This is a genomic window from Amycolatopsis sp. NPDC049688 (genome assembly GCF_040674975.1).
Taxonomy (GTDB): domain Bacteria; phylum Actinomycetota; class Actinomycetes; order Mycobacteriales; family Pseudonocardiaceae; genus Amycolatopsis.
Map to the genome: position 1 here is coordinate 383,438 of NZ_JBFANY010000006.1, position 19,428 is coordinate 402,865.

The following is a 19,428-nucleotide window of genomic DNA, read 5'->3' on the forward strand; positions in this document are numbered from 1 at the left end:
GCGCGTTGCACGGATCAGGAATTCAGGTCGATCCGCTTGAAGGTGGCGTAGTGGTCGGGCGTGTAGGCCAGCTCGCCCGCCTTGCCGGAGATCACGCGGTCGTTCGTCCCGACGGTGAACAGCTTGTAGTAGCCGGACGCGCAGGCCGGCAGCACGCCTTCGCGGTTCTCGTACGTCGTGCCGGTGGCCGTGCCGCCGCGGACGTTGTTCACGACGGTCTTCGCCGCCGACGACAGCTGCGAGTAGCCGATCTTCGCCAGGCCCGACAGGTCGCCGCAGGCGTGCGTCGTGCCGCCGGCGATGTCGATGACCTTGAACGTCGCGTAGTGGTCGCCGGTGTAGAAGTACTCGCCGGCGCTGCCCGTCACGATCCGGCGCGTGCCGCGGGTGCTCGAGCCCGGCGTCGGCACCGTGTACTCGTGGTAGTAGCCCGACGCGCAGGCCGGGAGGACGCCTTCGCGGTTGTCGAAGATGACGCCGTCGTTCTTGGGGTACGGGAACGGGCCGCCGGTCTGGATCAGGTTGTACGTCGTGGTCGCTTCGGCCGGGAGCGCCGACAGCGTCGTGTGCGAGAAGCCGGACAGGTTCCCGCACGCGTTCTGCGCGGCGACGGCCGGAGACGGCGCGGCGACCCCGGCGAACAGCGTCGCCAGCAGCGCGAGCAGGACGGCAGCCAGGCGCGATCGGTAGTTGGTCATTTTCGGACCGTAACTCGATCGGATGATCGTCAGGAGACGTCGGCGTGAACTCCGCCACCGCCGGGCCGAAGTCCCGACGAACGGAGGGGGCCGAACGACGGGAACCGGACACCGGCGTCCGATGTGGACTCGGTGGAGGGTCAGCCCCCGAGCTTCGGGAACTTCTCCGAGAGGCGTTCGTAGACGATCGGCGGCACGAACCGCTCGATGTCACCGCCGAGCGCGGCGACCTCCTTGACCAGCGAGCTGGACACGAACCCGTACGCCGGGTTGTTCGCCATCAGCAGCGTCTCGACGCCGGTGAGCTCGCGGTTCATCTGCGCCATCTGCAGCTCGTAGTCGAAGTCGCTGACCGAGCGCAGGCCCTTGGCGACCGCCGCGATGTCGTTGTCGCGGCAGTAGTCGACCAGCAGGCCCTCCCACGAGTCGACCACCACGTTCGGCAGCTTCGCGGTGATCTCGCGGAGCATGTCGAGCCGCTCGGGCACCTCGAAGAGGCCCTTCTTGTTCTTGTTCACCCCCACCGCGACGACGACCTCGTCGAACAGCCGGCTGGCCCGCTCGATGATGTCGAGGTGCCCGTTGGTGGCCGGATCGTAGGAACCGGGACAGACCGCACGCCGCATGGCGCGGACGCTACCGTGCCGGACCCGGTTCCCGCCGCGTGGCTCACGCCACAGCCGTGTACTCCGCCCAGAAGACAGCGGTGTCGCCGTACTTCTTCGCGCGGGCCGGTTCGAAGCCCGCCGGCCAGTCCGGTTCGCCGTCGCGGGCGGCGCGCTCGATCACGACCAGGGCCGACGACCCCAGCCAGCCGCCCGCCGCCAGCGCCGCCAGGACGGACCCGAGCGCCGCCGCGCCGACGGCGTACGGCGGGTCGGCCAGCACGAGGTCGAACGGGCCGGGCGCGGGCGCCGCGACCACCGCCTCGACCTGTCCGGCCCGGACCGTGCCGCCCAGGCCCAGCGCCGTGACGTTGCCGCGCAGGACGTCCACCGCCCGCCGGTCGGCCTCCACGAACAACGCGTCCGCTGCACCGCGGGAAAGGGCTTCGAGGCCGAGCGCGCCGGAGCCCGCGTAGAGGTCGAGGACGCGGGCGCCGTCGAGCTCGCCCGCCGTCTCCAGGGCGTTGAACAGGGCTTCCCGCACGCGTTCCGACGTCGGCCGGGTGCCCTTCGGCGGCACCTTCAGCCGCCGCCCGCCCGCCGTCCCGGCCACGATCCTGGTCACCCCCCGATTGTGCGGGGACGACACCCGGCGCGGATGACCGGGACACGGGTGTCCCCGCCGATGCCACCGCGTAGAGTCGTTCTTCGCCCTCGGAGGCGATCCCAAAGCTGTCAAGGAGCCATGCGTGTCCGAACCTCGGGTCAGACGGGCCGAGATCGCCATCGAGCAAGCCCACGTCGATCGCGTGTACACCCGTCTGGACGAACTGCGGGCCCAGGCCGAGGCCATGCGCACGAAGGGCTACGAGATCGGCCAGGGAGCGCAGCGCGAGGCGATCTTCGAGCAGGCGTCGATGCTGTTCGAGCGCGACATGATGGTCTACCACGCCAACCAGACGCTGCAGACGCTCGACGCCGAGTACGAGGGCCTCGTCTTCGGCCGGCTCGACGACCGCGACGGTGAGCGCACCTACGTCGGCAGGCTCGGCATCCGCGACGCCGAGTTCGACAACCTCGTCACGGACTGGCGCGCGCCGGCCGCGGCGGCGTTCTACCAGGCCACCGCCGAGGAACCGATGGACGTCGTGCGGCGGCGCGTGATCCGCTGCTCGGGCCAGAACGTCCTGGACGTCGACGACGACGTCCTGATCGCCGACGCCGTGCCCGAGGACATGCAGATCGTCGGCGAAGGCGCGCTGATGGCCGCGCTGGGGCGCTCCCGCGGCGAGAAGATGCGCGACATCGTCGCGACCATCCAGAAGGAACAGGACGAGGTCATCCGGGCGCCGTGGCGCGGGGTCACCGAGATCACCGGCGGCCCGGGTACCGGCAAGACCGCGGTCGCGCTGCACCGCGCCGCCTACCTGCTCTACCGCTACCGGCGTCAGCTCGGCGGGGCCGGCGTACTGGTCATCGGGCCATCGGGGGTGTTCACCAGCTACATCTCGCGCGTGCTGCCCTCGATGGGCGAGACGAACGTCGAGCTGCGGGCGCTCGGCGAAGTCCTCGACGGCCTGGAGGCGACGCGGCAGGACGCGGCGCCGCTCGCCGCCGTCAAGGGGTCGCTGCGGATCCGGAAGGTGCTGCTGCGGGCCCTGCGCGACACGCCGCCGGAGGCGCCCGAGGAGATGCGGATCGTCTACCGCGGCGAAGTGCTGAAGCTGAACGCGCGGGAGCTGGAGAAGATCCGCCGCAAGGCCCACACCCAGGGCGCGCCGCCGAACCGGTCCCGGATCCGGGCGGCGGAGCTGCTGCTGGACGCCCTCGCCGCGAAGGCCGAGGAGCACGCGAAGGACGACGGCAGGCAGATCGACCGGGCCGAGCTGATCACCGACCTGGGCGAGCGGATCGACTTCCACCGCTTCCTCGTCGTGTGGTGGCCGGTGCTCTACCCGGCGCAGATCCTCAAGTGGCTGGGCGAGGAGAAGCGGCTGGCTTCGGCGGCGAAGGGCATCCTGAACCGCCAGGAGATCTCGATGCTGGCCGCGGACTTCGCGGACCGGTCGCGGGGCTGGTCGATCGCGGACGTGGCGCTGCTGGACGAGCTGCGCGTGCTGATCGGGCCGCCGCCGAAGCGCAAGCGGCGCCAGGTGATCGAGGTGGAGCCGGAGCGCTCGGGCGGGGCGCCGACGCGGCCGGAGCACTACGACGAGTACTCGCACGTGGTCGTCGACGAGTCACAGGACCTCTCGCCGATGCAGTGGCGGATGGTGGGCCGGCGCGGCAAGTACGCGAGCTGGACGGTGGTCGGCGACCCGGTGCAGAGCTCCTGGCCGGACCCGGCGGAGGCGGCTTCGGCGCGCGACCAGGCGTTCGGCGTCAAGACGGCCCGGCGCCGGTTCACGCTGCGCACGAACTACCGCAACTCGGCGGAGATCTTCGACCTCGCGGCGAAGGTCGTGGCGAACCACGCGGAGTCCGGCGAGCTGCCGGTGGCGGTCCGCCGCACCGGGGTCGAGCCGGAGGTCCGCCCGGTGGAGGCGGCGAGCCTGGCGTCGGCGACGCAGGCGGCGGTGAAGGAACTGCTGGAAGCGGTCGAGGGCACGGTCGGCGTCATCACGGCGATGGACCGGGTGCCGGAGGTCGCGGGCTGGCTGGCCGGGCAGGCGGACGAGCGGCTGAAGGTCGTGGGCAGCCTCGATTCGAAGGGCCTGGAGTACGACGCGGTCGTGCTCGTGGAGCCGGTGGAGCTGATCACCGAGTCGACGACCGGGCGGCGCGTGCTGTACGTGGCGCTGACCCGGGCGACGCAGCAGCTGATCGTGCTGGCCTCGAACCCGGACTGGATCCCGGCCGCCTGACGCGGAAACGCTGAAGGGCCCCTTCGCGGGGCGGGTGGCGGGTTCCCGTGCCCTCGAAGGAGCCCTTCAGACCCCCGGTGAGTGAACGTAGTGGGGACGTCCGGCGTCCGAGGGCATGTCTAGCCGATCCGGGTTGTTCGGTGTCCGCGACCGGGCACCGAACAACAACGCCGAACAACCCGGGTTCGCCGGTCAGGGGCAGGGTGGCGCGTAGTCCAGGCCCGGCAGGCTGGCCGTCCACTCCGCTTCGGTGATCCGCGGTGACACCGCGCGGCAGATCCGTTCGGCCGCCCGGCCGGGATCGGCCTCCCACAACCGCACCGTGCCGTCCGCGACCGCTCCGGCCAGTGTGTGGCCATCGGGCGCGTACTGCACGGCGTAGACGCGGTCGCGTTGCTCGGGCAGGACCGCGTACGGCGCCGCGCCCGCCACCTCCCACAGCCGGATCGTCCGGTCGTAGCTGCCGGAGGCCAGCGTCCGGCCGTCGCCGCTGAACGACACCGACATCACGATGTCCGTGTGGCCGTTCAGGACCGCGGGCGGCGGCACGTGCGCCGGGTCCGAGACGTCCCACAGCCGCACCGTGCGGTCCGCGCTCGCGGTGGCGACGTGCCGGCCGTCCGGGCCGAAGGCCACCGAGAACACCGTGTCGGTGTGCCCCGCCAGCTTCGCGAGCAGCCGCGGGGCCCGCGGCGCCGAGACGTCCCAGAGCCGGGCGGTGTGGTCCCAGCCCGCCGTGGCGAGCGTCCGGCCGTCCGGGCTGAAGGCCAGCGTGTGGACGTCGTCGTCGTGGCCCTCGAGCTTCGCGATCTCCACCGGGCGCGTGCGGTCGGCGAGGTCCCAGAGCCGGGCCGTGTGGCCCTGACCGGCGGTGGCGAGGAACCGGCCGTCCGGGCTGAACGCGACCGCGTCGATGTCGTCGGTGTACTGGTTGAACGCCACCGGCGGCCCGGGGCGGGCCGGGTCGGTGATGTCCCGCAGCGCCATCGTGTGGTCCCAGCTGCCGGTGGCCAGGGTGCGGCCGTCCGGGCTGACGGCGACCCCGCAGACCGCATCGCCGAAGCCGTCGATCGTCGCGAGTGTCCGGGGCGCGCGCGGATCGGCGAGGTCGTGCAGCCGCACCGTCTTGTCGTAGCCGCCGGTCGCCAGCACGCGGCCGCCGGGGCCGAAGGCGACGTGGCAGGTCTGGGCGGTGTGCGCCGGGATGCCGGGGCCGGGCAGGTCCCACAGCCGGGCGGTCTGGTCGTCGCTGGCCGTGACCAGCGTGCGGCCGTCGCGGGTGAACACCGCGGAGACGACTGCGCCGATGTGCCCGGGCAGGGACGGCAGCTCGCGCGGCTGCCGCGGGTCGGCGACGTCCCACAGCCGGGCCGTGCGGTCGAAGCCGGTGGTGGCGAGCGTGCGCCCGTCGGCGGTGAAGGCGACCGAGCGCACGATCGCCTTGTGCGTGGTGAGCGACGCCAGCTGCCCCGGGTTCGCCGGGTCGGTGACGTCCCACAGCCGCGCGGTCTGGTCCTGGCTCGCCGTGGCGAGCGTGTGCCCGCCGGGGGCGAACGCGACCGCGTGCACGACGTCGGTGTGCCCGGCCGCGACGCCGAGCTGACGCCGGGCGGCGACGTCCCAGACGCGGGCCGTCTTGTCGGCCGACGCGGAGGCCAGCAGCCGGCCGTCTTCGCTGAAGGCCAGGTTGTTGACGTAGGAGGTGTGCCCGGTCAGCTCCCCCGACGGCCGGGGGCGGAGCGGGTCGGTCGTGTCGTACAGCCGGATCGTGCCCGCGACGTCGGCGGTCGCCAGCAGCGGCCCGGCCGGGCTGAACGCGACCGCGTACGCCTTGCCCGCGTGCTGTTCGACGACCACGCCGGGCCCCGGCCGGGCCGGGTCGGAGACGTCCCAGACGCGGACCGTGCCGTCGAAGCCCGCGGTCGCGACGGTCCGCCCGTCGGCGGCGAAGGCGACGTTGTTGACGTTGCCCGAGTGCCCGGTGCGCCCGGTGAGCACGCCGAGCGGCACCGGGTGGTGCGGGTCGTGGACGTCCCAGAGCCGCGCGGTGCCGTCCCAGCTGGCCGTGGCGAGGACCCGCCCGTCCGGGCGGAGGGCCACGGTGTTGACCCGCCCGGTGTGCCCGGTCAGCCGCGTCGAGTACGGCGACCCGAACATGCCGAGCAGGCCGCTGCGCTCGTCGGCCCCGGGATCCAGGCGGTACGCGGCCAGCGCGAGCTGCGCGGCGAGCGCGGGGTTGGTGGCGCGCATGGCCAGCGCCTGGCCCGCGACCTTCTGGGCGAGGGCGTCGTTGCGCTGCTCGGTGGCGGTGGTCTCCGCGCGCACGGCGTAGACGGTGGCGGCCACGGCGAAGACCAGCAGCACCGCCAGCAACGCGACCAGCTGACGCAGCCGCCGCGTGCGACGCCGGTCGCGCTCCTGTTCGGCGTGCTCGACGGCGAGGCTCGCGTCGAGGAACCGCCGTTCCCGCCGGGACAGCGCCGAGTCCTGGCGCGCGGCCCACTCCCGGGCGACGGCCAGCCGGGTGCCGCGGTGGAGCCAGCCCGGGTCCTCGCCGACGGCCTCCCAGGCGTCGGTCGCCTCGGTGAGCTGCCGGTGCACGCGCAGGCCGTCGCGGTCCTCGGTGAGCCACTCGCGCAGCCGCGGCCAGCCGCGGATCAGGGCCTCGTGGGCGATCTCGATGCCGGTGTCGTCGAGGGTGACCAGCCGGGCCGCGGCCAGCTCGCCGAGGACGACGGCGGTGTCTTCGTCGTCGGTGTCCAGCTCGGCGCGGCCGATGCGGCGCTTGGTGTCTTCGGTGCCTTCGCCGAGCGCGGTCATGCGGAGGAAGATCTGCCGCGCGAGCTGCTGCTGACGTGGCGACAGCTTCGCGTAGGTGGCTTCGGACGTCTGCGCGATGGCCCGCTCGACCCCGCCGGCCGACTCGTAGGCGGCGAGCGTCAACGTGGTGCCGCGGCGGCGGCGCCACGTCTCCAGCAGGGCGTGCGAAAGCAGCGGCAGCACGCCGGGCTGGCCGGTGGCGTCCGCGACCAGCCGCGAGACCAGGGCGGTCTCGACGCGGTACCCGGCGTCGACCGCGGGCCTCGAGATGGCCTGCCGGAGCTCCTCGGTCGTCATCGGGCCGACCAGGACCTGGGCGTCCTGCATGGCCTCGGCGAGGCCGGCGTGCCGCGCGCAGTGGGTGTAGAAGTCGGTGCGGATGCCGAGGACCACGTGCGTGCGGCTGCCGGGCTCGGTGGTCGCGGTGAGCAGCGCGCCGAGGAACCGCGCCCGCTCCTGGTCGTCCTGGCAGAGCGTGAAGACCTCTTCGAACTGGTCGACGACCAGGACGAGATCGTGGTCGCCGCCGTCGGCCAGCTGGCGGGCGGCGAGCCCGAGGTTGCGCGGGTGGGCGGCGAAGTCGTCGAGCAGGGCGCCGGGCGGGACGCCGAGCGCGGCGGCGAACTTGACCGCGCACTCCTGCAGCGGCCGGGCGCCGGGGGTGAACAGCACGGCGGGCCCCTTCACCGAGGGCAGCAGCCCGGCCCGCAGCAGCGACGACTTCCCCGAGCCGGACGCGCCGAGAACGGCGAGAAATCGTTGTCTCGCGAGCCGTTCGACGAGCTTTTCGACCAGCCGTTCGCGGCCGAAGAATCGGTCCGCGTCGTCCGGCGTGAAAGCGGCCAGCCCGACGTACGGCGGATTTTCCCCGGGTTCCGGCCCGGGCGGTGAACCGGCACCGTCCCGGCGGGACTCGTCGGCGACGGCGTGCCAGCGTTCCTCCCATTCCGCCGGCACCCCGCCGCAGGCCCGGACGTAGGCCAGGGTGACCGCCAGGCTGGGGAGTTTCCGCCCGCCGGCGGCCTCCGACAGCGTCCCGGCCGAGTAGTGCGCGCGCCGCCCGAGCTCGCGGTAGGTCGGATTCCCGGCGCTCTCGCGCAACCGCCGGAGATCGGCGGCGAATTCGGTCAGCAGATCGTCCCCGGGGTCCAACGGTCGTTCCGGACGCGGCACCCGTCCTCCTGTTTTTCCCTCTTTCCGGTTGGCCCACCGTATCCCGGTGCCGGGCCCTTCCGTGGCCGTTCGGCGGGACCGGCGTGAAGATCGTCACCGCCGGGCGGGAAGCAACCGGGGCACCGGGGCGTTGGACCCGGTTGTGAGCTCACTGCCTGACGTGCCGCTGTCCGTGCTCGACCTGTCCCCCGTCTCGGAGGGGAACACCGTCGGCGAGACGCTGCGCAACACCCTGGACCTCGCCCGCGCCGCGGAACGGCTGGGCTACCACCGCTACTGGCTGGCCGAGCACCACAACATGCCCGGCATCGCCAGCTCGGCCACGGTCGTGCTGATCGGGCACGTCGCCGACGCCACCGAGCGGATCCGCGTCGGCTCGGGCGGCATCATGCTGCCCAACCACGCGCCGCTGGTCGTCGCCGAGCAGTTCGGCACCCTGGAGGCGTTCCACCCGGGCCGGATCGACCTCGGCATCGGCCGCGCGCCCGGCACCGACCAGCGGACCGCGCTGGCGCTGCGCGGCCCGGGCGGGCTGTCCGCGGAGAACTTCCCGGAGCACCTGCAGGAGCTGATCGGCTACTTCACCCATTCGGAGGCCCGCGGCGTCAACGCCGTGGTGGCCGAGGGCAACCAGCCGCCGGTGTGGCTGCTCGGTTCGAGCGGCTTCAGCGCCCAGCTCGCCGGGCGGCTCGGGCTGCCGTTCTCCTTCGCCCACCACTTCGCCGCCGAGAACACCATCCCGGCCGTGCAGCTGTACCGCGAGAACTTCCGGCCCGGCGTGCTCGACGAGCCGTACGTCATGCTCGGCGTGTCCGTGGTCGCCGCCGAGACCGACGAGCGCGCCCGCTTCCTGGCCGGCCCGTCCGGGCTGACGTTCCTCAGCCTCCGCCGCGGCCGCCCGATCGCGCTGCCGACCCCGGAAGAGGCCGCGGAGTACCCGTACACCGAAATGGACCGCGCGTTCCTGGCCGAGCGCTTCGGCTCCAGCATCGTCGGCTCGCCGGAGACCGTCCAAAAGGGACTGGAGCAGCTCCTGGCCGACACCGGAGCGGACGAGCTGATGGTCACCACGATGGTCCACGGCCACGCCGACCGCGTCCGCTCCTACGAGCTCCTCGCCGCCCTCAAGTCCTGACGTGCGGGAAGGGTCGACACGCGTGATCGGAGGGTCGACACGCGTGATCGGAGGGTCGACACGCGTGATCGGAGGGTCGACACGCGTGATCGGAGGGTCGACACGGCGACGCCCGGCCTCCGGCGGCGTGTCGTCTCCTCAATCACGCGTGTCGGCTCCCTGATCACGCGTGTCGGCCCCGCAAGCACGCGTTTCTTCTCCTCCGCTGACAACAAGATCGGGTCCGTTTGTCAGTACCGGACAAGAAATGCGCGGTTACCAGCCCGTGACCGCGTGATCCTGCTCAAGTTCTTGTCTCCCAGCAAGGCCGTCGTTAGCGTACCGACCAGTAGGAAACGGCACGGTGCCCCCGAGACCGTGAATGGCCGGCAATTGTTAGCCCGTTCGGTCCATTTCCCCTTGGTCATCTCGGGTGTATTCGGCGTGCCGCCGAAACCGCTGGAGGCACACGAATGGCCGAACGGACGACGACGGCGTCGTTCCCGGGGGCGGCCGCACTGCGGCAGACCGGACGGCTCTACGGGCTCGGCCTCGACGTCGTCCGGCTGACCTTCCGCCGCCCGTTCCAGGTGCGGGAGCTGATCCAGCAGTTCTGGTTCATCGCGAGCGTCTCGATCCTGCCGACCGCCCTGGTGTCGATCCCGTTCGGCGCGGTGATCGCGCTGCACATCGGGTCGCTGACCACGCAGATCGGCGCGCAGTCGTTCACCGGTGCGGCGAGCGTGCTCGCGATCATCCAGCAGGCCAGCCCGATCGTCACGGCCCTGCTCATCGCCGGCGCCGGCGGCAGCGCGATGTGCGCCGACCTCGGCTCCCGCACGATCCGCGAAGAGATCGACGCGATGGAGGTGCTCGGCGTCTCGCCGGTCCAGCGGCTCATCGTGCCGCGGGTGCTCGCCGCGATGGGGGTGTCGGTCTTCCTCAACGGCATGGTCAGCGTCGTCGGTGTGCTCGGCGGCTACTTCTTCAACGTGATCATGCAGCACGGCACCCCGGGCGCCTACCTGGCGAGCTTCTCCGCCCTCGCCCAGCTGCCCGACCTGTGGATCAGCGAGATCAAGGCCGTCATCTTCGGCTTCGTCGCCGGGGTCGTCGCCTCCTACCGCGGGCTGAACCCCAAGGGCGGCCCCAAGGGCGTCGGCGACGCGGTCAACCAGTCCGTGGTCATCACGTTCCTGCTGCTGTTCGTGCTGAACCTCGTGCTCACCACCGTCTACCTGCAACTCGTGCCGCCCAAGGGGAGCTGAAGTGACGACCACGGACCTCCCGAGAACAGCCCGGGTACGCGAGGCCGTCGACCGCCGGTTCGGCTTCCTCGACACCCTCGGCGACCAGATCCTCTTCTTCCTCCGCGCCATCGCGTGGACCCCGCGCGCGCTGCACCGCTACCTGCGCGAAGTCGTCCGCCTGCTGGCCGAAGTCAGCTTCGGCAGCGGCGCGCTGGCCGTCATCGGCGGCACCATCGGCGTGATGATCGGGATGACCGTGGCCACCGGCACGGTCGTCGGCCTGCAGGGCTACTCGGCGCTGAACCAGGTCGGGACGTCGGCGTTCGCCGGGTTCGTCTCCGCCTACTTCAACACGCGCGAGATCGCGCCGCTGGTGAGTGGCCTCGCCCTGTCCGCCACGGTCGGCTGCGGCTTCACCGCCCAGCTCGGCGCGATGCGGATCTCCGAGGAGATCGACGCCCTCGAGGTCATGGGCATCCCGAGCGTCCCGTACCTGGTGACGACCCGGGTGATCGCCGGTTTCCTCGCCGTCATCCCGCTCTACGCGATCGGGCTGCTGTCGAGCTACCTCGCCTCGCGTGAGGTCACCGTGTTGTTCTTCGGCCAGTCCGCAGGCACCTACGACCACTACTTCCTGCTGTTCCTCCCGCCCGGCGACGTGCTGTGGTCGTTCGGGAAGGTCCTGGTGTTCAGCGTCGTGGTGGTCCTGGCCCACTGCTACTACGGCTTCCGCGCCAGCGGCGGCCCGGCCGGCGTCGGCGTCGCGGTGGGCCGCGCGGTGCGCACCGCGATCGTCGCGATCAGCGTGCTCGACTTCTTCCTGTCCCTCGCGATCTGGGGCGCGACGACGACCGTGCAGGTGGCCGGATGAGACGCGATACCCGCCGCAAGGCCGGGGTCCGCACCGCGGGAGTGCTGTTCCTCGTGGTGATGGGCGTGCTGGTGACCCTCTCGATCAAGGTGTACGACAAGGACTTCGTCAGCACGGTCCCGGTGACCCTGAAGGCGAGCCGCATCGGCAACCAGCTGTCCCCGGGCGGCCAGGTCAAGGCCCGCGGGGTGCTCGTCGGGGAAATCCGCGAAGTCCGCGCAACCCCGCAGGGCGCCGAGATAGCGCTTGCGCTGCAGCCGGGCAAGGTGGACATGCTGCCGCGCAACGTCTCCGCGTTGCTCGTGCCGAAGACGCTGTTCGGCGAGCGGTACGTCCAGCTGTCCATCCCGGACGGCGTGCGCGCCCCGCACCTGGCCGCCGGCGACGTCATCGAGCAGGACCACTCGGCGAACGCGGTCGAGCTGGAACGGGTCTTCGACAACCTGCTCCCGGTGCTGCAGGCCGTCCAGCCGCAGAAACTCGCGACGACGCTGACCGCGGTTTCGACGGCCCTGGAAGGACGCGGCGAGCAGCTCGGGAAGACGATCAGCACGGCCGCGGACTACCTGAAGAACTTCAACCCCGACCTCCCGCAGCTGACCGCGGACCTGCACGACCTCGCGACGGTCTCGAACCTCTACGGCGACATCGCGCCCGACCTGCTCGACGCGCTCACCGCCTCCGCCGTCACGCTCGACACGGTCAAGGAGAAGCAGGCCGACCTGGCCGGGGTGTACCAGCAGGTCACCTCGTCGTCCCAGGAGGTCGCCGCCTTCCTGGCCAACAACCGCACCAACCTCATCTCCCTGGCCGCGGACAGCCGCGCGCCGCTGGAGATCGCGGCGAAGTACTCCCCCAGCTTCGCCTGCACGATCGGCTCGCTCAACGCACTGAGGAAATCCATGGACAAGGTGCTCGGGGCGGGCACGGGCGAACCGGGCTTCCACGCCGACGTCGCGGTCCTCCCCGACAGCGGCAAGTACCTGCCCGGCCAGGACGATCCGCGCTTCACCGGCGGCGGCGAGCCGCGGTGCTACCCCTCCGGCGTCTCCCCGACGATCGGCACCGCCGCGGCGGCGCCGGGGACCACCGGGCACCCGCTGCTCACCGGCGGCCAGGGCGACCTCGGGCTCGCGAACTCACCGCAGGAACAGCAGCTGCTGGCCACCCTGGTCGCGCCGTCGATCGGCGTGCCGACGGCCCAGGTGCCGGGCTGGAGCAGCGTGCTCGTCGGCCCGCTCTACCGCGGCACGGAGGTGACGCTCAAGTGAGGAACATCGCCTCCCCGCTGATCAAGAGCCTGATCTTCATCGCCGTCACCGCGCTCGCCACGGCGGTACTGGCCATCTCCATCACGAACTCCGGCGTCGGCGCGACCAAGCGGTACACCGCGAAGTTCCTCGACGCCACCGCGCTCAACGTCGGCGACGACGTGCGCATCTCCGGTGTCCGCGTCGGCCAGGTCGAATCACTCGACATCGGCGACCGCAACCGGGCGGTGGTCGGGTTCTCCCTCGACCAGGGCCGCCGGCTGCCGGCCGACGTCCGGGCGGTCATCAAGTACCGCAACATGGTCGGCCAGCGGTACGTCGCCCTGGAACGCGGGAACACCGCCACCCGGGACCAGCTGCCCGAGGGTGCCGAGATCCCGCTGGACCGGACGACTCCCGCGCTGGACCTCACCGACCTCTTCAACGGCTTCAAACCGCTGTTCCAGGCGCTGTCGCCGAACGACGTCAACGAGCTGTCCGGCGAGATCGTCCAGGTGCTGCAGGGCGAAGGCGGCACCGTCGAGAGCCTGCTCGCCCACACCGGTTCGCTGACCACCACCCTCGCCGGGCGCGACAAGGTGATCGGCGAGGTGATCGGGAACCTCAACAAGGTGCTCAAGACGGTCAACGGCAAGGGTGACGCGCTGGCGAACCTCGTCTCGACCCTGCGGCAGCTGGTGTCCGGCCTGGCCGGCGACCGCGCCGCGATCGGCGACGCCATCAGCGGCATCGGCGCGCTGACCGAGTCCACCGCCGGGCTGTTCGAGCAGGCCCGGCCGCCGCTGAAGGACAGCATCGGCGGGCTGAAGGAGGTCGCGGGCACCCTGGCCCAGAACCAGTCCGATGTGGACAGTTTCCTGACCAACCTGCCGGTGAAGTTCAACGAGATCGCCCGGACCGCCTCCTACGGCTCGTGGATGAACTTCTTCCTCTGCCGCGCCACGCTCGAAACCACGCCTCAGCGCGGCGTGTACGTCCCCACGCCGAGGTGCGAATCGTGAAGTCCTTCAAGGAGCGCAACCCGGTCGTCCTCGGCGTGATCGGCAGTGTCGCGCTGGCCGCCGTGCTGACCGTCACGCTCAACTACGACAACCTCCCGGTCGTCGGCGGCGGCACCACCTACCAGGCCGAGTTCTCCGAGGCCGCCGGCCTGCAGCCCGACGACGAGGTCCGGATCGCCGGCATCAAGGTCGGCGAGGTCCGCCGGGTGCAGCTGGCCGACGACCACGTGCTCGTCTCGTTCCGGGTCAAGAACGCCTGGATCGGCGACCGCACCTCCGCCCAGATCAAGATCAAGACGTTGCTGGGCCGGAAGTTCCTCGCCCTCGACCCCACCGGCGACGGCGTCCAGAACCCGGACCAGCCGATCCCGCGGACCCGGACCGTCACGCCCTACGACGTCACCGACGCCTTCAACGGCCTCGCCGGCACCGTGGGCGCGATCGACACCAAGCAGCTCGCGGACAGCTTCACCACGCTGTCGGACACCTTCCGCAACTCCCCCGAGCACGTCCGCAGCGCGCTCGACGGGCTGTCGCAGCTGTCGAAGACGGTGTCGAGCCGTGACAGCCAGATCGCCGAGCTGCTGGCCAACGCGCGGAAGCTGACCACGACGCTGGCGAACTCGAACGACGACTTCGAGCAGCTCATCGGCGACGGCAACCTGCTGCTCACCGAGCTCAACCGGCGCCGCGACGCGATCCACGACCTGCTCACCGGCTCGGCCCGGCTGGCCGACCAGCTCAGCGGGCTGGTCAAGGACAACAACGACCAGCTCAAGCCGGCGCTGCAGGCGCTGAGCCAGGTGACCGACCTGCTCAAGCGGCAGAACGACAACCTCACCAAGAGCCTGCAGCTGGCCGGGCCGTACTTCCGGGTGCTCACCAACACGACCGGCAACGGCCGCTGGATCGACGCCTACCTCTGCGGGCTGCTGCCCGAGAACCACGACCCCTGCACCCCGCCGAAGAACCCGGGAGGGTCGAAGTGAGCGCGCTGACCACGACCCGCGCCGGCGTCCTGACGAGCCGGTTCGTCGCCGCCGCCCTGCTGCTCGCCCTCGTCGTGTCCGCGGCGTTGTGGTGGGTGTTCTCCGGCTCCGGCCAGCACCACGTCACGGCGTTCTTCACGCGCGCGGTCGGCGTCTACCCCGGTTCGGACGTGCGCGTGCTCGGCGTCCGGATCGGCCAGGTGGACCAGGTCACCCCGCGCGGTGAGCAGGTGCAGGTGGACATGAGCGTCGACGGCTCGGTCGGGATCGCCGAGGACACCACGGTCCTGGTGATCGCGCCCAGCGTCGTCGCCGACCGCTACCTGCAGTTCGCCAAGCCGGCCCGCGGCGGGCCGCGGCTGCCGGACGGCGCGACGATCCCGATCCAGCGCACGGCCACCCCGGTGGAGCTCGACCAGCTCTACGCCAGCCTGGACACGATTTCGAAGGCGCTCGGCCCGAACGGCGCCAACGCCCAGGGCGCGCTGTCCGACCTGCTCAAGACCGGCGCGCAGAACCTGCAGGGCAACGGCCGCGCGTTCAACGACAGCGTCCGCAACTTCGCCCAGCTGGCCCGCACCCTGGCCGGCAACTCGAGCGACCTGTTCGGCACCGTCGACCAGCTGCAGCAGTTCACCACCATGCTGGCCACCAACGACAACCAGGTCAGCGCCGTCAACCAGCAGCTGTCCCAGATCTCGGGCACCCTGGCCGCCGACAGCGGCGACCTGGCCCGGGCCCTCGACGGCCTCGGCCGCGCGCTCGCCGACGTCCAGCGGTTCATCCGCGACAACCGCGGCGCGCTCAAGACCAATGTGGACAACCTGGTGACGACCACGCGGACGCTCGTCGAGCAGCGCGCGGCGCTGGCCGAAACGCTCGACGACGTCCCGCTCGCGGTGTCCAACGTGCTGAACGCGGTCGACCCGGCCACCGGGCTGCTGCGGGGCCGCGGCAACTTCGACTACTACCTCCAGCCGCTGCCGTTGCCGGTGACCGGCGACGTGTACACGAACGGAGGGCAGCGGTGAAGCGCGTTGTCGCGGCCGTGGCCGTCGGATGCCTGACCCTCGCGGGCTGTTCGTCGGGTGAGTTCAAGGGCGTCTACGACCTGCCGCTGCCCGGCGGCGCCGACGTCGGCGACCACCCGTACTCGGTGACCGTGCAGTTCGCCGACGTGCTCGACCTGGTGCCGCAGGCCGCGGTGAAGGTCGGCGACGTCCCGGTGGGCCGGGTCCGCGAGGTCCGGCTGGGCGGCGACGGCTGGACGGCCGAAACGGTCCTGGAGGTCAACGGCGACGTCGTGCTCCCCGCGAACGCCGTCGCGCGGCTGCGCCAGTCCAGCCTGCTCGGCGAGAAGTTCGTCGAGCTGGCCCCGCCGGACGGAGACCCGAAGCCCGCCGGAACCGCGCGGCTGGCCAACGGCGCCACGATCACGCTGGACCGGACCAACCGCAACCCCGAGATCGAGGAGATCTTCGGCGCCCTTTCGCTGCTGCTCAACGGCGGCGGCATCGGGCAGCTGCAGACGATCAACCGCGAGCTGTCGAAGGTGATGGACGGCAACGAAGCGCAGATCCGGTCGTTCCTGTCCGGGGTGGACACCCTGATGACCGACCTGGACGCCCACCGCTCCGACATCACCGAGGCGCTGGACGGGCTGAACCGGCTGTCGGCGACGCTCGAGCACCGCCACGAGCAGGTGTCCGGCGCGCTGACCGACCTGACACCGGGGCTGCAGGCGCTGAGCGACCAGCGCACGCAGCTGGTCTCGATGCTGCAGTCGCTGGACCGGCTCTCGACGGTGGCGACCGACGTCGTCGACCGCAGCCGCGACGACATGGTCGCCGACCTGCGCGCGCTCGCCCCGATCCTGGAGCAGCTGGCCGCGGCCGGGCAGAACCTGCCGCAGTCGCTGCAGATGCTCCCGACGTTCCCGTTCCCGGACTCGGTGCTCGGCGCGGTGAAGGGCGACTACATCAACGCGTACGCCTCGATGATCCCGGCGCCCGGGGTGCCGCTGCCCCCGCCCGGCCAGGGTGTCCCGCCCGGCCTGCCGACGCTCCCGCTGCCGAGCAGCGGGACCCGGGTCTCGTCCGGAGGCAGCTGATGCTGAGCCGCAGAGTACGCGTCCAGGTCGTCCTGTTCGTCGTGATCGCGCTGGCCACGACGGCGTTCGTCGGGGCGAACTACGCCGGGCTGGGCCGGCTGTTCGGCTCCGGCAGCTACACGGTGAAGCTGGAGCTCGCCGAGGGCGGCGGGCTGTTCACCAACGGCGAGGTGACCTACCGCGGGGTCGCCGTCGGCCGGGTCGGCGAGCTGCGGCTCACCGTCACCGGCATGGAGGCCGACCTGCTGATCGACGACGGCGCCCCGCCGATCCCGGCCGACTCGGCCGCGGTGGTGGCGAACCGCTCGGCGGTCGGTGAGCAGTACGTCGACCTGCAGCCGCGCACGTCCGACGCGCCCTATCTCGACGGCAGTTCGGTGATCCGGCGCGAGTCGACGACGCTGCCGCTGCCGGTGAACAGCCTGCTGACCGACCTGGACTCGTTCACCGCGTCGGTGCCGACCCAGGACCTGCGCACGGTGGTGAACGAGCTCGACGACGCCCTCCGCGGCGCGGGCCCGGACCTGCAGACGCTGATGGACTCGGCGACGACGTTCACCCAGGAAGCGAGCAACCACCTGCCGCAGACGTCGAAGCTGATCGGCGACGGCGCGACGGTGCTGCGCACCCAGGTGGATTCCTCGGCGGAGTGGCGGTCGTTCAGCAGCAACGCCCGCGTCTTCGCGCAGCAGCTGGCGAAGTCCGACGGCGACCTGCGCCGGCTGATCGCGAGCGCCCCGCCCGCGGCGTCCGAGCTGAGCGGGCTGCTGAAGGAGAACGACCCAGGCCTGCCGATCCTGCTGGCCAACCTGCTGACGACGGCCCGGGTGTTCGGCACCCGCACCGCGGCGGAGGAGCAGTTCCTGTCCGGCACGCCGAAGGCGGTGGCGGCGGTGGGCTCGGCGCTGAACGACTCCGGCGACGCGCTGAGGATGGGCCTGGTGCTCAACTTCAACGGCCCGCCACCGTGCCTGCAGGGCTACGAGGACACCCCGCACCGGCCGAGCACGGACCTTTCACCGTTGCCGCTGAACACCGACGCGGCGTGCACGCTGCCGTACGGGAACCCGAGCTCGGTGCGCGGCGCGCAGAACGCCCCGCACCCCCCGGCCCCGGCCCCGGCCCTGCCGGGCGGGCTGGCGGGCCCCCTCGGCGTCGGAACGCAGGCGACGGCGACGAGCCTCGAGGAGATGCTGTGGCTGCGGTGAAGGTGGTCCCGGTGGTGCTGGCCGCGTCGGCGGCGGTGTTCGCGGGCTGGTCGGGATACTCGTGGTACGCGGCCGCGCACGCGCCTTCGGTGACGTACGGAGTGGCCAGGGACGAGGCGCTGACGACCGGCCGGACGCTGGTGGCGGAGCTGAACACCCTGGACTACCACGACGTGAACGGCGGCCTGGCCCGCTGGCTGTCGGCCTCGACGGGCCCGCTGCACGACCAGCTGGCCCGCACGGACGAGACGACGAAGAAGACCTTGGCGGCGAACGCAACGGTGGCCACGGGCCGCGTGGTGGACGCGGCGCTGAGCGAACTGGACGAGCACGCGGGCACGGCGAAGCTGCTGGCCTCGGTGGAGATCACGATGGCCAAGCAGGGAGCGGCCCCGGCGGTCAAGCGCAACCGCTTCGCGGCGGCGCTGAGCCGGACGCCGGACGGGTGGAAGCTCAGCGCGCTCGACCAGCTGCCGGTGGGTGCCCGATGAGCCGCGCGAAGACGGTGACGCAGGTGGAGGAGGTTTCGGCGGAGACCGGAACCGTTAACGCGAACACCGCCGGGGGCGAGCCGGGAGGCAGCCGGGGCGCTGGGATCTCCGGCGCCGCTGGCGAGGCCGCTACGGCCGGAAGCGAACCGACCGCGGCGGCCGATGGCGCCACCACCGACGAGTCGGCCGCCGAGACCGGACCGGCCGCCGCCGACGCGGGGAGCGAACCCGTTACCAGCGAGCCCACCGCCGAGACCGGCGGCGCAGCCGCCCCGGCCGCCGCCGAGGGCGAACCCGCTACCAGCGAACCCACCGCCGAGACCGGCGGCACAGCCGCCCCGGCCGCCGCCGAGGGCGCTCCCGCCGTCGCCGAAGCCGAGCAGGCCGAAGGCGAGCCCACCGCCGGAACCACCTCCGCCACACCCCGGCCGGCCTGGCGCCGCCTCCCCGTCCTCCTCCTCGCCGCCGCGCTCGTCCTCACCGGCGCCGGTGTCTGGTTCACCCTCGAAGCCCGCTCCGCCGCCGGCAACCCCGCCGCCGCGAACGTCGCGCTCACCGATGTCGGGGCCACCGCCGATGTCACCTCCGCCGTCACCCTCGCCGTGAACCGGATCTTCTCCTATTCCTACGACCGGACCGACGTCACCGAAAAGGCGGCCGCCGCCGTGTTGCGCGGGTCGGCCAAGGATTCCTACGACAAGCTCTTCGCCGAAGTCAGGCGCAAGGCTCCGGAACAGAAACTCGTGCTCACTTCGCGCGTTTCGGCCATCGCGGTCCAAGAACTCAAGAATGGTCACGCGCGGTTACTCGTCTTTCTCGACCAATCCGCCGTCCGAGCCGACAACAATGCAACCGACAGCGCCGCGGCCCAGCTTTCCGTGACCGCGGAGCACACCGGTGACGGCTGGGTCGTCACCCAGCTCGAACCCCGCTGAAACAAAGCGCACGTCACCGTTTCCGGGA

General features: G+C 71.8%; 16 protein-coding genes. 12 read left to right on the plus strand and 4 right to left on the minus strand.

The features are described from left to right. Positions 1–14 precede the first annotated feature (14 nt). The 3 genes from AB0J55_RS22980 to rsmD form a co-directional block, all read right to left on the minus strand. The gene (locus tag AB0J55_RS22980) at positions 15–698 is read right to left on the minus strand and encodes a ribonuclease domain-containing protein (RefSeq protein ID WP_364251770.1); all 684 of its coding nucleotides are present in this window, start codon (positions 696–698) and stop codon (positions 15–17) included. Positions 699–838: 140 nt separating this feature from the next. After that, positions 839–1,324: a pantetheine-phosphate adenylyltransferase gene (coaD, locus tag AB0J55_RS22985; RefSeq protein ID WP_364251773.1), complete on the minus strand. Its 486-nt coding sequence runs from the start codon at positions 1,322–1,324 to the stop codon at positions 839–841. A gap of 43 nt (positions 1,325–1,367) precedes the next feature. Then, positions 1,368–1,928 carry a 16S rRNA (guanine(966)-N(2))-methyltransferase RsmD gene (rsmD, locus tag AB0J55_RS22990; RefSeq protein WP_364251776.1) on the minus strand — a complete coding sequence of 187 codons (561 nt, stop codon included), beginning with the start codon at positions 1,926–1,928 and terminating at the stop codon, positions 1,368–1,370. A 124-nt stretch (positions 1,929–2,052) separates the two neighbouring features. On the opposite strand from rsmD, the gene AB0J55_RS22995 reads away from it, so the two are divergent. Beyond that, positions 2,053–4,167, plus strand: coding sequence for an ATP-binding domain-containing protein (locus AB0J55_RS22995; RefSeq protein ID WP_364251779.1), 2,115 nt, complete (start codon positions 2,053–2,055; stop codon positions 4,165–4,167). A gap of 192 nt (positions 4,168–4,359) precedes the next feature. Here AB0J55_RS22995 and AB0J55_RS23000 read toward each other — a convergent pair whose 3' ends face one another. Then, positions 4,360–8,139, minus strand: a complete 3,780-nt coding sequence (locus AB0J55_RS23000; protein ID WP_364251963.1) for a hypothetical protein — start codon at positions 8,137–8,139, stop codon at positions 4,360–4,362. A 163-nt stretch (positions 8,140–8,302) separates the two neighbouring features. On the opposite strand from AB0J55_RS23000, the gene AB0J55_RS23005 reads away from it, so the two are divergent. From AB0J55_RS23005 to AB0J55_RS23055, 11 genes are all read left to right on the plus strand, one after another. Beyond that, positions 8,303–9,295 carry an LLM class flavin-dependent oxidoreductase gene (locus tag AB0J55_RS23005; RefSeq protein WP_200876256.1) on the plus strand — a complete coding sequence of 331 codons (993 nt, stop codon included), beginning with the start codon at positions 8,303–8,305 and terminating at the stop codon, positions 9,293–9,295. 452 nt (positions 9,296–9,747) lie between these two features. Then, positions 9,748–10,542: an ABC transporter permease gene (locus AB0J55_RS23010; RefSeq protein WP_364251782.1), complete on the plus strand. Its 795-nt coding sequence runs from the start codon at positions 9,748–9,750 to the stop codon at positions 10,540–10,542. 1 nt (position 10,543) lies between these two features. After that, positions 10,544–11,395 carry an ABC transporter permease gene (locus AB0J55_RS23015; protein ID WP_354808381.1) on the plus strand — a complete coding sequence of 284 codons (852 nt, stop codon included), beginning with the start codon at positions 10,544–10,546 and terminating at the stop codon, positions 11,393–11,395. Continuing rightward, positions 11,392–12,666, plus strand: coding sequence for an MCE family protein (locus AB0J55_RS23020; RefSeq protein ID WP_364251785.1), 1,275 nt, complete (start codon positions 11,392–11,394; stop codon positions 12,664–12,666). Before AB0J55_RS23015 ends, AB0J55_RS23020 begins: the two co-directional genes overlap by 4 nt. Next, positions 12,663–13,667, plus strand: a complete 1,005-nt coding sequence (locus AB0J55_RS23025; RefSeq protein WP_364251788.1) for an MCE family protein — start codon at positions 12,663–12,665, stop codon at positions 13,665–13,667. Before AB0J55_RS23020 ends, AB0J55_RS23025 begins: the two co-directional genes overlap by 4 nt. Continuing rightward, a complete protein-coding gene (locus AB0J55_RS23030; RefSeq protein WP_364251791.1) occupies positions 13,664–14,656 on the plus strand; it encodes an MCE family protein in 993 nt (330 codons plus the stop codon). The genes AB0J55_RS23025 and AB0J55_RS23030 overlap by 4 nt, the downstream gene beginning before the upstream one ends. Further along, positions 14,653–15,687 (plus strand): MCE family protein, encoded by a 1,035-nt coding sequence (locus AB0J55_RS23035; protein WP_364251794.1) that lies wholly within the window; start codon positions 14,653–14,655, stop codon positions 15,685–15,687. Before AB0J55_RS23030 ends, AB0J55_RS23035 begins: the two co-directional genes overlap by 4 nt. After that, the gene (locus tag AB0J55_RS23040) at positions 15,684–16,766 is read left to right on the plus strand and encodes an MCE family protein (protein ID WP_364251797.1); all 1,083 of its coding nucleotides are present in this window, start codon (positions 15,684–15,686) and stop codon (positions 16,764–16,766) included. Before AB0J55_RS23035 ends, AB0J55_RS23040 begins: the two co-directional genes overlap by 4 nt. Beyond that, positions 16,766–17,974: an MlaD family protein gene (locus tag AB0J55_RS23045; RefSeq protein ID WP_364251800.1), complete on the plus strand. Its 1,209-nt coding sequence runs from the start codon at positions 16,766–16,768 to the stop codon at positions 17,972–17,974. Before AB0J55_RS23040 ends, AB0J55_RS23045 begins: the two co-directional genes overlap by 1 nt. Next, positions 17,962–18,465: a hypothetical protein gene (locus tag AB0J55_RS23050; protein ID WP_364251803.1), complete on the plus strand. Its 504-nt coding sequence runs from the start codon at positions 17,962–17,964 to the stop codon at positions 18,463–18,465. Before AB0J55_RS23045 ends, AB0J55_RS23050 begins: the two co-directional genes overlap by 13 nt. After that, entirely contained in the window at positions 18,462–19,400 is a 939-nt protein-coding gene (locus tag AB0J55_RS23055) for a hypothetical protein (protein WP_364251806.1), read from the plus strand. Before AB0J55_RS23050 ends, AB0J55_RS23055 begins: the two co-directional genes overlap by 4 nt. The last annotated feature ends 28 nt before the right edge of the window (positions 19,401–19,428 follow it).

What these genes read in the sequence shown, in the direction of transcription:
- AB0J55_RS22980 (WP_364251770.1), bottom strand. Translation starts at nt 698, where the DNA reads ATGACCAACTACCGATCGCGCCTGGCTGCCGTCCTGCTCGCGCTGCTG.
- coaD (WP_364251773.1), bottom strand. Translation starts at nt 1,324, where the DNA reads ATGCGGCGTGCGGTCTGTCCCGGTTCCTACGATCCGGCCACCAACGGG.
- AB0J55_RS23010 (WP_364251782.1), top strand. Translation starts at nt 9,748, where the DNA reads ATGGCCGAACGGACGACGACGGCGTCGTTCCCGGGGGCGGCCGCACTG.
- AB0J55_RS23020 (WP_364251785.1), top strand. Translation starts at nt 11,392, where the DNA reads ATGAGACGCGATACCCGCCGCAAGGCCGGGGTCCGCACCGCGGGAGTG.
- AB0J55_RS23045 (WP_364251800.1), top strand. Translation starts at nt 16,766, where the DNA reads ATGCTGAGCCGCAGAGTACGCGTCCAGGTCGTCCTGTTCGTCGTGATC.
- AB0J55_RS23055 (WP_364251806.1), top strand. Translation starts at nt 18,462, where the DNA reads ATGAGCCGCGCGAAGACGGTGACGCAGGTGGAGGAGGTTTCGGCGGAG.